The following is a 14588-nucleotide window of genomic DNA, read 5'->3' as shown; positions in this document are numbered from 1 at the left end:
TCCGCTTTTTTTATGCACTCAGCAGCACCCGGCCCCAAACTCTCCACGTCCGCTTTGCACCGCGTCATCCGGTGGGTGCTGCTGCTCAATCTCGGCTATTTCCTGTGCGAATTCGCGGTGGCGCGGGAGATCGGTTCGGTGTCCCTGTTCGCCGACAGCATCGATTTTCTCGAAGACAGCGCGCTTAATCTTCTGGTCCTGCTGGCGCTGGGCTGGTCCGCCCGCAACCGCGCGATTCTGGCCCGAATCCTGGCCGGGATTCTGCTCGTCCCCGGTCTCGCCACGCTCTGGACCGCCGGGCAGAAATTCTTCGCCCCGCTCCCGCCGGCCCCGGTGCCGCTCTCACTCACCGCGTTCGGCGCGCTCCTGGTCAATCTGACGGCCGCCCTGCTGCTGGCCCGCTACCGCGATCATGCCGGCGGCCTGACCAAGGCGGCGTTCCTGTCCGCCCGCAACGATGTGCTGGCAAATCTGGCGATCATCGCCGTCGGGCTCATCACCGCCTTCGCCTGGCACAGCGCCTGGCCCGACCTGCTGGCCGGGCTCGGCATCGCCGTCATGAATGCCGATGCGGCGCGCGCCGTGTGGCGCGCTGCGTAGGAAGAAAGCGGCCCGCTTTTTTGAAAAAAAGCGGCGCAAAAAACTTTTGTTTACGCTGGGCCATGGGCGTTGGTGCTGACACTGCCTCAGGTCCAGCATAACAAAGTTTTTTTGCTACTTTTTGTTCACAAAAAGTAGCGCTTACTTATTGTCTTACTCCGCGAGGTTCTTCTTTTTCGCGAAATTATGGTGCGCCTCGACATAGCGCACGGTGCCGGATTTGCTGCGCATGACGATGGAGTGGGTCACCGCGCTGTGCCCGGCGCGGTGGACGCCGCGCAGCATCGGGCCGCTGGTCACGCCGGTGGCGGCGAACATCACGTCGCCCTTGGCCATGTCGGTGATCGTATAGATGTGGTTCGGGTCGGTGATGCCCATGGTGCGGGCGCGGTCGATCTGCTCCTGGTTCTCGAACAGCAATTTGCCCTGCATCTGGCCGCCGATGCAGCGCAGCGCGGCGGCGGCGAGCACGCCTTCCGGCGCGCCGCCGGAGCCGAGATACATGTCGATGCCGGTGCTGGGCTGCGAGGCGGCGATCACGCCGGCCACGTCGCCGTCGCCGATCAGCATGATCCGCGCACCGGCTTCGCGGATTTTCGCGATCATCTCGGCATGGCGGTCACGGTCGAGCATGCAGACCATCAGCTCGGCGATGTCCACGCGCTTCGCCTGGGCCAGATTCTTTAGGTTTTCCGCGACCGGCGCGTCGAGCGCCACGACATTGTCGGGCAGCCCGCCGCCCACGGCGATCTTTTCCATATAGATATCGGGCGCGTGCAGGAAATTGCCCCGCTCGGCCAGGGCGATGGTGGCGATGGCGTTGGGGCCGCCTTTGGCGGTAATCGAGGTGCCTTCCAGCGGGTCGACGGCGATGTCCATGGCCGGGCCGCCCTGGCCGACTTTCTCGCCGATATAGAGCATCGGCGCCTCGTCCATTTCGCCTTCGCCGATCACCACGGTGCCGTCGATGGCGACGGTGTCGAAGGCTTTGCGCATGGCCTCCACGGCGGCGCCGTCGGCTTCGTTCTTTTTGCCGCGGCCGATCCAGCGCGAGGCGGCGATGGCCGCGGCCTCGGTCACCCGGACCAGTTCGAGGGCGAGGTTACGGTCCGAAACGTCTTCCAGGCGGCGTGCGGTCATAGCAAGGACTCCTTTAGTTCGGCTATTTCGGCTCAATACGAATGAGATTGGGCGCTTCCAGCACCGATTCCAGATCGGCGATGCGCGCCAGCGCCGCGGCGACCGCGGCTTCGTGCGTGTCATGGGTCACGAGCACGATCGGTACGGCCTCGCCGGGCTTGCGCCCGTGCTGCAACATCGAGGCCAGGGAAATATGGTGTTCGCGCAGGATCGCGGTGACGTCGGCCAGCACGCCGGGCTGGTCCACCACCATCAGGCGCAGGAAATACGCGCCGGTATGGTGGGCGATGGGCACCGCCGCCCCGGCTTCGGGCCGGCTGCGCGCCGTGCCCCAGACCGGCACGCGCGTGCCACGGGCGATGTCGATCAGGTCCGCCACCACCGCGCTCGCGGTTGGGCCTGCCCCGGCGCCGCGCCCCTGCAGGAACACCGTGCCGGCGAAATCGCTCTCCAGCAGCACGGCGTTATACACGCCCTCGACCGACGCCAGCAGGCTTTGCCGCGGCACCATGGCGGGATGCACGCGCATGGCCACGCCTTCGGCGGTACGGTGGGCGATGCCCAGCAGCTTGATCCGGTAGCCGAGTTCTTCGGCGAATTTGATGTCCAGCGCGCTGACGCGGCGGATGCCCTCGACATGCACGGCGGCGAAATCGACCTGCTGGCCGAAGGCGAGGGCCGCCAGAATCGCCAGCTTGTGCGCGGCATCCACGCCGTCGATGTCGAAGGCCGGGTCGGCCTCCGCATAGCCGAGCGCCTGGGCGTCGGCGAGCACCTCGGCGAAGTCGCGGCCTTCCTCGCGCATGGTGGTGAGGATGTAGTTGCAGGTGCCGTTGAGGATGCCGGCGACGCGGTCGATCCGGTTCCCGGCCAGGCCCTCGCGCAGCGCCTTGATCACCGGAATCCCGCCCGCGACCGCGGCCTCATAGGCCAGCGTCACGTTGGCCTGGTAAGCTGCCTGTGCCAGCGCCGCGCCATGCAGGGCGAGCAGCGCCTTGTTGGCGGTGACGACCGGTTTTTTTGCGGCCAGCGCCTGCGCGACCAGCGCCTTGGCCGGGCCGTCCGAACCGCCGACCAGCTCCACCACCACATCGACCGCATCGTCGGTGGCCAGCGCCGCCGGGGTCTCGTGCCAGCGGATCCCGTCCAGCGCCACGCCGCGGTCGCGCGAGCGGTCGCGGGCCGAGACGGCGGTGACGACGATCGGCCGCCCTGCTCGGGCCGTGATCAGTTCGGCATTGTCGCGCAGCAGCCGCATGACACCGGCGCCCACGGTACCAAGGCCAGCGATACCGATCTTCAGGGGGCGGATCGCTTCACGTTTCAGGGAGTCCATGTGAGCCTGCTGCCTCAATATTGTCGTGCCACTTCCGCGATGGCGTCCACCGGGCCGCCATTATCGGTCGCCATGAAATGGCGGATGTTGCGCAGCGCCTGACGCAGCCGGTGCTGGTTCTCCACCAGCGCGATGCGCACATGGGTGTCGCCATATTCGCCGAAGCCGAGGCCCGGCGCCACTGCGACCTTGGCCTTGGCGAGCAGCAGCTTGGAGAATTCGACGCTGCCCAGATGCGCGTAGCGCGCGGGAATCGGCGCCCAGGCGAACATCGAGCCGTTCGGGGAGGGGACATCCCACCCAGCGGCGTGCAAGCCCTTGATCAGGATATCGCGGCGCTCGCGGTACAAAGCGCGCATCTCGTCGACGCACTCCTGCGGGCCGTTCAGCGCCGCCGTGGCCGCGACCTGGATCGGCGTGAACGCCCCATAGTCGAGGTAGGATTTCATCCGCGCCAGTGCGGCGATCAGCCGCGGATTGCCGGCGGCAAAGCCCATGCGCCAGCCCGGCATCGAATAGGTCTTCGACATCGTGGTGAATTCCACCGTGATGTCCTTCGCCCCGTCCACCTGCAGCACCGAAGGCGGCGGATTGCCGTCGAAATAGATTTCGCCATAGGCGAGGTCGGAGATGATGAAGAGCTCGGTCTTGCGCGCCAGCGCGACGAGTTCCTTGTAGAAATCCAGATCCGCCATGTAGGCGGTCGGGTTGGACGGGAAATTCACGATCACCGCGGTCGGTTTCGGCACGGAATGGCGCACCGCGCGGTCGATCGCACGCAGCATCTCCTCGCCCGGCTCGGCCGGGATCGAGCGCACCGAGGCGCCGGCGATGATGAAGCCGAACTGATGGATCGGATAGGACGGGTTGGGCACCAGGATCGTATCGCCCGGGCTGGTGATGGCGGCGGCGAGGTTGGCCAGCCCTTCCTTGGAGCCGAGGGTGGCGATCGTTTCCGTCTCCGGGTCGAGCTTCACGCCGAACCGGCGGGCGTAATAGCCGGCCAGCGCCTTGCGCAGGCCGGGGATGCCCTTGCTCACGGAATAGCGGTGGCTGCGCGGGTCCTGCACGGTTTCCACCAGCTTGGCGACGATGTGCGGCGGGGTTGGGCTGTCAGGGTTGCCCATGCCCAGGTCAATAATGTCCTCGGCCGCCGCGCGCGCCTTGGCCTTGGCGGCGTTCACCTCAGCGAAAACATAAGGGGGCAGGCGGCGGATGCGATGGAATTCTTCGGACATGAGGCGCTCGAGGTCCTTTGGTTGCGTATGACGGCTTCAGCTTGGCCGGGTGTCTAATATACCAATTGTACGAAGCCGCCAGAACCGTCGCGGCTCGCGACGAGATTTATCACGCCCGGCGGCACGCCGTTGGCGGTGAGCTGGGCGGCCAGCCGCCGGGCTCGCGCCAGGGCCAGCGGGAGCGAATCGCCGTCGCCGAAGCCGCCGACCAGCACGTGCGCATCGCCCCGCCCGGCGGCGGCGAAGGTGAGCGGCAAAACATCCTGGACGGGCAAAACCGCCGAGCCGCGGCGGAAGGCCAGCAGCACGGGCGGCGGGGTGGGTTTGGGCTGCGGCTCCGGCGGGACGATTTTCGGCGGCGCCGGGGTCGAGGGGATGGCAGGCAGATTTAGGCCGGGAATGTTAGGCACCGGCGGCGGCGCGCCGGGCAGTTCCAGCCCGGCCAGGGCCAGGGGCGAGGGGGGTGACACGTCGGGCCCCTGGTGGGCAACGGTGGCGGCGATTTTCGCCTGCGCGTCGGGCGCTTGGGGCTTCGGCGCTGGTGGCACGTCGGCGAGATTCGGGTATGGCAGATCATGGCCCGGAGGGGGTTGCCGCTTTTGGGCAATCGCACCACCTTCGATGCTGTGATACAAACCGACAGGACCCGAACACCCTGCCAACAACAACAATGTCAGCAAACTCGATGCCGCTCCCCGATGCCGACCGGCCATCATTTTCTTCCCCACAATCAAAAACGCGCGGCGGACCGCGCTGGGCGGGAACCCGTCCCGGGCTTGTTTGCCCGAGAACCGCCGCCACGGAAAGGATCGTCCAATGCCCGAGACCAAAGGACCGGATGAAACGGACATCAAGCTCCCGGACCCCGAGTTCATGGGCCGCTCGATGGCCGACATCGCCGTCCGTTCGCAGCGCCTGGTCAATGACTGGCTGAAGCGCCAGACCCAGGAGGGGGTTAATCTCGACCCGCTGAATGTCGGCGGCGCCTTCCTGGAAATGACCACCAAGCTGCTCGCCAACCCGGCCGTGCTGATGCAGGCGCAGATGGGCCTGTGGCGGGATTACATGACGCTGTGGCAGAACACCACGCGGCGCATCCTGGGCGAGCCGGCGGAGCCGGTGATCCGGAGCGACCCCAAGGATAAGCGCTTCGCCGATCCGGCCTGGCAGCAGAACGAGGTCTTCGACTTCATCAAGCAATCCTACCTGCTCTCCGCCCGCTACATCAACGATGTGATCGGCAAGGTGGACGGGTTGCCGCCGAAAACCGCGCAAAAGATCGATTTCTACGCGCGCCAGTTCGTCAACGCGCTGAGCCCCTCGAATTTCCTGTTCACTAACCCGGAGGTGCTGCGCCGCACCCGTGAATCGGGTGGCGAGAATCTGGTGCGCGGCCTCAACAACCTGCTCAACGATCTGGAGCGGGGGCGCGGCAATCTGCGCATCAGGATGACCGACAACGAAGCCTTCAAGGTCGGCGGCAACATCGCGGTCTCGGACGGCAAGGTGGTGTTCCAGAACGAATTGATGCAGCTGATCCAGTACGCGCCGAGCACCGAAACGGTGCTGGCCCGGCCGTTGGTGATCTTCCCGCCCTGGATCAACAAATTCTACATCCTGGATCTGCGGCCGAAAAACTCCCTCGTGCGCTACCTCGTCTCCCAGGGCCACACGGTGTTCATGGTGAGCTGGGTGAATCCCGATGCCAGCCTGGCGCTGAAGAATTTCGACGATTATATGGTCGAGGGCGTGTTCGCCGCGCTGGACGCGATCGAAAAGGCCACGAAGATTCGCGAGGTGAACACGATTGGTTATTGCCTCGGCGGCACCTTGCTGGCGGCGACCCTCGGCTACATGAAGGCGAAGGGCGACGACCGCATCAAATCCGCCACCTTCCTCGTGACGCTGACGGATTTTTCCGATGCCGGCGAGCTCGGCGTGTTCATCGACGAGGAGCAGCTGAGCACGCTGGAAGAGCGCATGATGCGCCGCGGCTATCTCGAGGGCAATGAGATGGCGACCACTTTCAACATGCTGCGCGCCAACGACCTGATCTGGTCGTTCGTGGTGAATAATTACCTGCTCGGCCAGGAGCCGTTTCCCTTCGACCTGCTGTACTGGAATTCCGACGCCACGCGCATGCCGCCAGCGATGCATTCTTTCTATTTACGAAACATGTATCAGAAGAACCTGCTCTCCCAGCCGGGCGGCCTGTCGATGAAGGGCGTGCCGATCGATTTGCGCCAGGTCGACATCCCGGTCTATTTCCTGTCCTGCCGCGAGGACCACATCGCCCCCTGGACCAGCACCTATCGCGGTGCGCGGCTGTTCGGCGGCAAGGTGCGCTTCGTGCTCGCCGGCTCCGGTCATATCGCCGGCGTGGTCAATCCGCCGGAAGGCGGCAAGTACAACCATTTCATCAACGATACGCTGCCCGACACGGCCGACGCCTGGTTCGAGGGGGCAATCGAGGTGGCGGGTTCCTGGTGGCCGGACTGGCAGCATTGGGTCACCGGCCTGGACCATAACATGGTACCGGCGCGGATTCCGGGGAAAGGGCTGAAGGTGATCGAACCGGCGCCGGGGTCTTATGTCACCGTCCGTAGCTAAGAGAAGGAAGGCTTCTTTTTGTTCACAAAAAGAAGCAAAAAAACTTTATTAATGCCGGGTCATGGGCGTTGTCGCAGACACTGCCCATGGCCCAGCATAACAAAGTTTTTTTGCGCTACTTTTTGTTCACAAAAAGTAGCCTCTTTCCTTTCTGTCTTGCTTCAATTGCCAGCCTGAGGAGACCGGTTTAAGCACCCGCCACAATGCGTATTCTGCAAATCATGGCGGCGCGCGGCAATGGCGGGGCCGAGCTGTACTCGACCGACATCATGCTGAGCCTGCATGAAGCGGGGGTGGAGCAATGTGTGGTGCTGCATCCCCAGGCCCTGCGGCGCGATGAACTCAGCCGCGCCGGGCTGCGCGTGGAGACGGCGCCGCTGGAGACCGGCTTCCGGCCCTGGCAGAAACGGCGTTTGCGCCAGTTGATCGAGCGGGAAAAGCCCGATTTGATCCATTGCTGGATGCGCCGCGCCGCCAGTCTGGTGCCGCAGGACGCGCGAGACCGGGCGGCGGTGATCGGCTGGTATGGCGATTATGAGGAATATAAGCATTTCGCGCATTGCTCCGCCTTCATCGGCGTCACGCGGGATCTGGTGCGGCACATGCACGAGTCCGGCGCCCCCGCCGGGCGGGCTTTCTATGTTCCGACCTTTCCTTCGGTCGAGCCCGGCGCCCCGCTCGACCGCGCGACGCTGAACACCCCCGCCGACGCCAAGGTGCTGCTGACCCTCTCCCGCCTGCACGCCACCAAGGGGTTGGACACGGTGCTGCAAGCGCTGCCCAAGCTGCCGGACTGCTATTTGTGGATCGCCGGCGAAGGGCCGTTGCGCGAGGAGCTGGAACAGCTCGCCCGCCGCCTGAACGTTCTGGAGCGCGTGCGCTTTCTCGGCTGGCGGACCGACCGCGGCGCGCTGCTGGGGGCGGCGGATATCTGCCTGTTGCCGTCGCGTTATGAACCGTTCGGCACGGTGATCCTGGATGCCTGGTCGGCGGGCACGGCCTTCATCGCCTGCGAGAGCGACGGGCCGCGCGCCTATATCCGCAACGGCGAAAACGGCATGCTGGTGCCGGCCGACGCGCCGGAGGCCCTGGCCGCCGCGATCCGCCAGGTGCTGGACGAGCCGGCCCTGAAAGAGCGGATCGAAGCCGGGGGCCAGGCCGAATACCGTGCCGATTTCACCCGCGAGGTGGTGACGCGGCGCATGATCGATTGCTATCAGACCATTCTTGGCACCACGAGATGACCAGACGTCCGAATGCGACCTGACATGCTGAGGAAGATCGCGCTGGTGGCGGCGTTCCTGGTGCCCTTTGGATTGCTGCATGCCTTTCCCCTGGCGGAAATCGGCATCTTCATTGTCGATGTGTTGTTTCTGGCCACGATGGCGCGGCGCCGGGAGCTGGGCTGGGCGCGCCAGCCCTGGTTCGTGCTGGGCTTGGCCTGGTGGGCCTGGCTGCTGCTCTGTTCCACGCCCTTCACGCCGTTCGGCTCGGCCGGTTGGGTTATGGGCTTTGTCCAAGCCCTGGTGATCCTGAGGCTGCTGGTGTTCGCGGTGGCGTTGCAGACCTGGCTGCTGGTCACGCCCCGCGCGCAGAAGGCGGCGTGGCTGGCCTTGGTGCTGTCCTGCCTGTGGGTCGGCGTTGAGAGCTGGCAGCAATTTCTCACCGGCAGCAATATTTTCGGCGATCATCGCTGGGCGGACGGGTCGCTGACCGGGCCGTTCTGGAAGCCGCGCGCCGGCGCGCTTTACATGCATCTGTTATTCCCGGCGATGTTGCCGGTGGTGGTGGCCCTGCTCTCGCGCGCCGGCACCCTATGGCGCAGCGCCGGCGCCCTGCTCGCGCTCATCGGCGTGGTGACGTCGGTGCTGATCGGCCAGCGCATGGGGGTGGCTCTGACCGGGCTTGGCGTCGTCGTCACGGCCTTGTTCATCCGCCAGCTGCGTTTCATTGCCGTCGCCATAGTCGCCGTGGCCGCCATCGTGATCGTCGCCACGCCGGTTATCTCGCCGCCGACCTATGCCAAGCTGGTCCACGAGACGAGCCGGAATCTCAGCCATTTCTCCCAGAGCCCTTACGGCGAGCTTTACACCCGCGCGACCGTGATGGGGCTGCAATCGCCCTGGCATGGCTGGGGCTATAACGGGTTCCGCGAACTATGCCCGGCGCCGCGATTCGACGCGGGCCTGCCCGCGCTCGGGATTGCGCCGACCCAGCGGGCTCTGGGCGCCTGCAACCTTCACCCGCATAATTATTACGTTCAGGCCTTCGTGGATGCGGGTGTGCCCGGCTTGATCCTGTTTGTGCTGATGGCGCTCTCCTGGATGGTGGTTTTGGGGCGGAATCTGTTCCGGGCGCCGGAGCCGCTGCGCGTGGGCCTGTTCGTCAGCGCGCTCACTTTCACCTGGCCGCTCGGCTCCACGGACGAATTTCCTGCCTTGTACATGGTCGGCTGGCTGTTCTTCATCCTCGGCCTCGGTTTTTCGCTCCGGCCGCGGCCGGCGGCCCCGGCGTCCTGAATGGCGGCGGCCGGCGTGCGGGTCGCCATGATCCTTCCGGCGCGCGAGCATTTCGCGCCGCATGCCGCCGGGGCCATCTCCCTGGTGGTGCGGCGGTTCTGCGCGCTCACGCCGGGGGCCGTGGTCATGGGGACGCCGCGCCCGCAAACTTTTGACGGCATCGACTACCGGCCGGTGCACGGCTTTATGTCCACGCTGCGCGCGCTCCGCCGCGTGGCGCCGGACGCGGTGGAAGTGCACCAGCAGCCGCGTCTGGCGATGATGCTGGCTCTGGCCCTGCCGGGATGCTCCGTGTCGCTGTTCCTGCATAACGACCCGCTGACCATGCGGGGGCTGAAGACGCGCTTCGGCCGCCGCCTCGCGCTGGCTCTGCTGCATAATGTGGTCTGCGTCTCGGAATTTCTCGCTGGGCGCTACCGTACCGGGCTTTCCGGCGCCGGCCCGGCCGTGCTGCCCAATCCTTTGAGCATCGCCGAGCTGCCGCCCCGCGCGGCGCAGCGGCGCAAGACCGTGCTTTTCGTCGGGCGCATCACCGAAGATAAGGCGCCGGACGTGTTCATCGCAGCCTGCGCGCAGGCTTTGCCGCAACTGCCCGGCTGGACCGCGCGGATGATCGGCGGCGACCGTTTCGGCCCGGACAGTCCGGAAACCGCCTATGTGACCTCCATGCGCGACGCGGCGGCCAGAGCCGGGGTGGCGTTCGAGGGGCCGCGCCCGCATGCGGAGGTGCTGGCGGCGATGGCGGAGGCTGCCATCGTGGTGGTGCCGAGCCGTTGGGACGAGCCGTTCGGCCTCACCGCGCTGGAGGCCCTGGCGAGCGGCGCGGCGCTGATCACGACGGGGCAGGGCGGGCTGCGCGAGGTGGCGGGGGCGGCGGCCCGGTTCGTGCCGCCGGGCGACGCGCTGGCCACCGCTGCCGCCCTCATCAGCCTCGCCACGGACGATGCCGGCCGTGCCGCCCTGGCGGAAGCCGGGCTCGCTCAGGCCGCCCGGTTTGAGACCGCTTCCCTCGCCGACCAATTGAACGCCTTGCGCTGAAAGCATGGAGCGCATCTTCCGGCCGGCCGCCACCATGCCTAAATAAGCGGATAAATTTTTTGTAGGACCCGGATACCATGTCTGACACGCTCACCCCCGTCACCGTGCTCACCGGCTATCTCGGCGCCGGCAAGACCACGCTGCTCAACCGCCTGCTCAGCGAGAATCACGGCAAGAAATATGCCGTGGTGATCAACGAGTTCGGCGAGCTCGGCGTCGATAACGACCTCGTCGTCGATTCCGACGAGGAAGTGTTCGAAATGAACAATGGCTGCATCTGCTGCACCGTGCGCGGCGACCTGATCCGCATCGTCGGCGGGCTGATGAAGCGCGCGCAGAAATTCGACGGGATCATCGTCGAGACCACCGGCCTCGCCAACCCGGCTCCGGTGGCGCAGACCTTCTTCGTCGACGAGGACGTGAAGGCGAAAACCCGGCTGGATGCGATCATCACCGTGGTCGACGCCAAACACCTGCTTGAGCGCCTGAACGATTCCCCGGAAGCGGCGGACCAGATCGCCTTTGCCGACGTCATCGTCCTCAACAAGCTGGATCTGGTGACGCCGGAGGAGCTGCAGGCCGTCGAAGACCGCATCCGCCAGATCAACCGCTTCGCCGCCATCCACAAGGCCACCCGCGCTGACGTCCCGGCCGACAAGCTGCTCGGCCTCAACGCTTTCGACCTGCAGCGCGTGCTCGCCTCCGTGCCGGATTTTCTCGAAGAGGATTCGCACACCCATAACGAACATCTCTCCAGCATCAGCCTGTCCACCGACAAGCCGCTCGATCCGGAGAAGTTCAACCTCTGGATCGGCCATATCCTGCAGACCCAGGGGCAGGATCTGCTGCGCACGAAAGGCATTCTGTCCTACAAGAACGAGGACCGCCGTTTCGCTTTCCAGGCCGTGCATATGATCGCCGATGGCGATTTTCTGGCGCCCTGGGGGGCTGACGAGACGCGCGTCAGCCGTCTCGTCTTCATCGGCCGCGACCTGAACCGCCCGGCGCTGCGGCGCGGTTTCGAGAGCTGCGCGGCGTAAATCCCGCCGCCGCGTCGCGCCTGCCGCCCGGCCCCGTATGCCCCGCATGCGGTGCCGGGCGGCTTGTATGGCGGCCGCCGGCGTCGCCGCGGCACTGTCCTCATCGCTTCGTGAATCTTTGGAGTTGATGTTGAACGATTAACGAAATGATAGTAGGGTCTACGACAAAGTTAAAATTTGTTAAAGAAAGTCGTTCCGATGTTCAACAATCTGTCCGCTACCCTCCGTGCGTTCAAGATGAATGACAAGGCCGTTACGGCCATCGAATACGCGCTCATCGCCGCGTTGATCGCGGTCGTGATCATCGTCGCTGTCAGCGCTCTCGGAAACAATGTGGCCAACACGTTCAATAATGTCTCCAGCGAGCTCTAGGCTTTGACGAAGGCTGCCCCGGGGAAGTGGGATGAACAGCGGCGTGAAACACGCCGCCTCGTCGCGGGTGTTGCGCGAATGGCGCAGCGTACGTTCCTGATTCTGGGGGAAGACGAGCAAAGCTCTTATCCGTGCAAAATCCTCGATGCTTCCGATAACGGCTACCGCATCGGCCTGCGGCCGATGCCGACGCTGACGGTCGGCAACGAGGTGACGCTCGAATATACGGATAAAACACGGCGGAAATTCTACATCCGCTGGATTGCCGCCCATGAAATCGGGCTGCAGGCCGTTTAAGATCAGGAAAGCAGCCGCTTTTTGAAAAAAGCGGCACCAAAAACTTTTGTCATTCTGGGCCTCTGGCGCTGAGCCGGCACGGGCTCGTTAGCCAAGCTGCCGGCTCATATAGACCCGTCGAAATCCTGTCTCAGTGCCGCGATGCGTCTCGGAGAAGCCGAGCCTCGTGTACCAGCCGATATTCTCGGTCATCAGCTCATTGGTGTAGAGTCTGAGGTGGACAAGGCCGCGCTGTCGTGCGGTCTCTTCCGCAAATTCCATCAGCCGCCGGCCGATCTTTTGCCCCTGTGCCGCCGGCGCGACGGCAATATTGTCGAGCAGCAGCGCCTCCGGCTCGGCAATCAGCACCACCAGCCCCGCCAACGCGCCGTCAGTTTCGATGAGGTAGACGAAGCCCCGCGCGATCGCGGCGGCATAATCGTCATTCATCGGTCCCGGCGCGCGCCCAAGGCGGGGGATGTAAGGCGCATAGGCCGTGTTCACCAGCTTTTGCACTGCCTCCAGATCCTCGGCCAGCGCGGGGCGAATGTTCGACATGTTGCGATCTTAGTGGGCCCGTACCGGCGAAACCACCACGGCCCAAAGTTAACAAAGTTTTTTGCTACTTTTGTTCACAAAAAGTAGCGCTTTCTCTTCTTTTTCTTTCTCGTCGTCCCAACAAAAAAGCCCCGGGATTGCTCCCGGGGCCCTCATTGTCGTCGGTTGAGCGTGGATTAGAAATCCATATCGCCCATGCCACCCATGCCACCCATGCCGCCCGGAGCGCCGGCCGGAGCCTTCTTCTCGGGGCGTTCGGTCACGCCGGCTTCGGTGGTGATGATCAGCGCGGCCACGGACGCTGCGTCCTGCAGCGCGGTGCGCACGACCTTGGTCGGGTCGATGATGCCGGCCTTGACCATGTCCTTGAACTCGCCGGACTGGGCGTCGAAGCCGAACGTGTACTCGTCCTTGTCGAGCACCTTGCCGGCGATGACCGCGCCGTCTTCACCGGCGTTCTCGGCGATCTGGCGCAGCGGCACCTGGATCGCGCGGCGGATGATGTCGATGCCGACGCGCTGGTCTTCATTGTCCGCCTTCAGCTTGGCGAGGACGAGCGAGGCGCGGGCCAGGGCGATACCACCGCCCGGCACGATGCCTTCCTCAACCGCGGCGCGGGTCGCATGCAGCGCGTCGTCGACGCGGTCCTTGCGCTCCTTCACCTCGACCTCGGACGCACCGCCGACGCGGATCACCGCGACGCCGCCCGCGAGCTTGGCCAGGCGCTCCTGGAGCTTCTCACGGTCGTAGTCGGAGGTGGTCTCCTCGATCTGCGCGCGGATCTGGTTGACGCGGCCGGTGATGTCGGCCTTCTTGCCAGCGCCTTCGATGATCGTGGTGTTCTCTTTCTCGATGAGCACCTTCTTGGCCTTGCCGAGCATCGGCAGGGTGACGGTCTCGAGTTTGATGCCGAGATCCTCGGAGATCACCTGGCCACCGGTGAGGATGGCGATGTCTTCCAGGATGGCCTTGCGGCGGTCGCCGAAGCCCGGGGCCTTCACGGCGGCGATCTTCAGCCCGCCACGCAGCTTGTTGACGACCAGGGTGGCCAGCGCCTCGCCCTCAACGTCTTCCGCGATGATCAGCAGCGGCTTGCCGGTCTGCACGATGGCTTCGAGCAGCGGCAGCATCGGCTGCAGGCCGGAGAGCTTCTTCTCGAAGATCAGGATGTACGGGCTGTCGAGGTCCGCGATCATCTTCTCCGGGTTGGTGATGAAGTACGGAGAAACATAGCCGCGGTCGAACTGCATGCCTTCGACGACGTCGAGCTCGGTCTGGATGCCCTTGGCTTCCTCAACCGTGATCACGCCCTCGTTGCCGACCTTCTGCATTGCCTTGGAGATCATGTCGCCGATCTCGCCCTCGCCGTTGGCGGAAATGGTGCCAACCTGGGCGGTCTCGGCCGGGGTGGTGATCTTCTTGGTGCGCTTCTTCAGCTCTTCCACGACGGTGTTGACCGCCTTGTCGATGCCGCGGCGCAGATCCATCGGGTTCAGGCCGGCGGCAACCGCCTTCACGCCCTCGCGGACGATGGCCTGGCCCAGAACGGTGGCGGTGGTGGTGCCGTCGCCGGCGAGGTCGTTGGTCTTGGAGGCGACCTCGCGCATCAACTGCGCGCCCAGGTTCTCGAACTTGTCAGCCAGCTCGATTTCCTTGGCGACGGTCACGCCGTCCTTGGTGATGCGCGGCGCGCCGAAGGATTTCTCGATGACCACGTTGCGGCCTTTCGGGCCGAGCGTGACCTTGACGGCATTGGCGAGGGTGTCGACGCCGCGCAGCATGCGGTCGCGTGCATCGGGCCCGAAACGTACGTCTTTGGCAGCCATGTGATGACTCCTGATGAAAAGGGAAAATGCAGCTT

14 protein-coding genes are annotated in these 14588 nt (G+C 65.0%); 8 read left to right on the top strand and 6 right to left on the bottom strand.

The window, feature by feature from the left end; translation table 11 throughout:
- Nucleotides 1-12 precede the first annotated feature (12 nt).
- Entirely contained in the window at nucleotides 13-600 is a 588-nt protein-coding gene (locus VNC39_RS05270; protein ID WP_325396898.1) for a cation transporter, read from the top strand.
- A gap of 153 nt (nucleotides 601-753) precedes the next feature.
- Here the strand turns inward: VNC39_RS05270 and glpX are convergent, their stop codons facing one another.
- Genes glpX through VNC39_RS05250 form a run of 4 tightly spaced genes read right to left on the bottom strand, consistent with a single transcriptional unit; the run spans nucleotide 754 to nucleotide 4949 of the window.
- Nucleotides 754-1740, bottom strand: coding sequence for a class II fructose-bisphosphatase (gene glpX, locus VNC39_RS05265; RefSeq protein ID WP_325396896.1), 987 nt, complete (start codon nucleotides 1738-1740; stop codon nucleotides 754-756).
- A gap of 22 nt (nucleotides 1741-1762) precedes the next feature.
- Nucleotides 1763-3076, bottom strand: coding sequence for a homoserine dehydrogenase (locus VNC39_RS05260; RefSeq protein WP_325396894.1), 1314 nt, complete (start codon nucleotides 3074-3076; stop codon nucleotides 1763-1765).
- Between the two features lie 14 nt (nucleotides 3077-3090).
- Nucleotides 3091-4314, bottom strand: coding sequence for an LL-diaminopimelate aminotransferase (locus VNC39_RS05255; RefSeq protein ID WP_325396892.1), 1224 nt, complete (start codon nucleotides 4312-4314; stop codon nucleotides 3091-3093).
- 53 nt (nucleotides 4315-4367) lie between these two features.
- Nucleotides 4368-4949, bottom strand: coding sequence for a hypothetical protein (locus VNC39_RS05250; RefSeq protein ID WP_325396890.1), 582 nt, complete (start codon nucleotides 4947-4949; stop codon nucleotides 4368-4370).
- Nucleotides 4950-5130: 181 nt separating this feature from the next.
- Here VNC39_RS05250 and phaC point away from each other — a divergent pair, with 181 nt between their 5' ends.
- The 7 genes from phaC to VNC39_RS05215 all read left to right on the top strand — a co-directional run bounded on the left by phaC (nucleotide 5131) and on the right by VNC39_RS05215 (nucleotide 12190).
- Nucleotides 5131-6924, top strand: a complete 1794-nt coding sequence (gene phaC / locus VNC39_RS05245) for a class I poly(R)-hydroxyalkanoic acid synthase (RefSeq protein ID WP_325396888.1) — start codon at nucleotides 5131-5133, stop codon at nucleotides 6922-6924.
- A 203-nt stretch (nucleotides 6925-7127) separates the two neighbouring features.
- A complete protein-coding gene (locus VNC39_RS05240) occupies nucleotides 7128-8168 on the top strand; it encodes a glycosyltransferase (RefSeq protein ID WP_325396886.1) in 1041 nt (346 codons plus the stop codon).
- A 24-nt stretch (nucleotides 8169-8192) separates the two neighbouring features.
- Nucleotides 8193-9443, top strand: coding sequence for an O-antigen ligase family protein (locus VNC39_RS05235; protein WP_325396884.1), 1251 nt, complete (start codon nucleotides 8193-8195; stop codon nucleotides 9441-9443).
- Nucleotides 9444-10481 (top strand): glycosyltransferase family 4 protein, encoded by a 1038-nt coding sequence (locus VNC39_RS05230; RefSeq protein WP_325396882.1) that lies wholly within the window; start codon nucleotides 9444-9446, stop codon nucleotides 10479-10481.
- A gap of 77 nt (nucleotides 10482-10558) precedes the next feature.
- Nucleotides 10559-11521, top strand: coding sequence for a CobW family GTP-binding protein (locus VNC39_RS05225; RefSeq protein ID WP_325396880.1), 963 nt, complete (start codon nucleotides 10559-10561; stop codon nucleotides 11519-11521).
- Nucleotides 11522-11758: 237 nt separating this feature from the next.
- Nucleotides 11759-11893 carry a Flp family type IVb pilin gene (locus VNC39_RS05220; RefSeq protein ID WP_325396878.1) on the top strand — a complete coding sequence of 45 codons (135 nt, stop codon included), beginning with the start codon at nucleotides 11759-11761 and terminating at the stop codon, nucleotides 11891-11893.
- Nucleotides 11894-11896: 3 nt separating this feature from the next.
- Nucleotides 11897-12190 (top strand): hypothetical protein, encoded by a 294-nt coding sequence (locus VNC39_RS05215; protein ID WP_325396876.1) that lies wholly within the window; start codon nucleotides 11897-11899, stop codon nucleotides 12188-12190.
- An 87-nt stretch (nucleotides 12191-12277) separates the two neighbouring features.
- Here VNC39_RS05215 and VNC39_RS05210 read toward each other — a convergent pair whose 3' ends face one another.
- Together VNC39_RS05210 and groL are read right to left on the bottom strand one after the other, a co-directional pair.
- Nucleotides 12278-12727, bottom strand: a complete 450-nt coding sequence (locus VNC39_RS05210; RefSeq protein ID WP_325396874.1) for a GNAT family N-acetyltransferase — start codon at nucleotides 12725-12727, stop codon at nucleotides 12278-12280.
- A 176-nt stretch (nucleotides 12728-12903) separates the two neighbouring features.
- Entirely contained in the window at nucleotides 12904-14553 is a 1650-nt protein-coding gene (groL, locus tag VNC39_RS05205; RefSeq protein ID WP_325396872.1) for a chaperonin GroEL, read from the bottom strand.
- Nucleotides 14554-14588: the final 35 nt, after the last annotated feature.

The organism is Acidocella sp. (assembly GCF_035535915.1).
In the GTDB taxonomy this organism is placed as follows: Bacteria; Pseudomonadota; Alphaproteobacteria; order Acetobacterales; family Acetobacteraceae; genus Acidocella.
The sequence above is the reverse complement of the archived record's forward strand: the minus strand, read 5'-3'. Positions and strand labels throughout refer to the sequence as shown.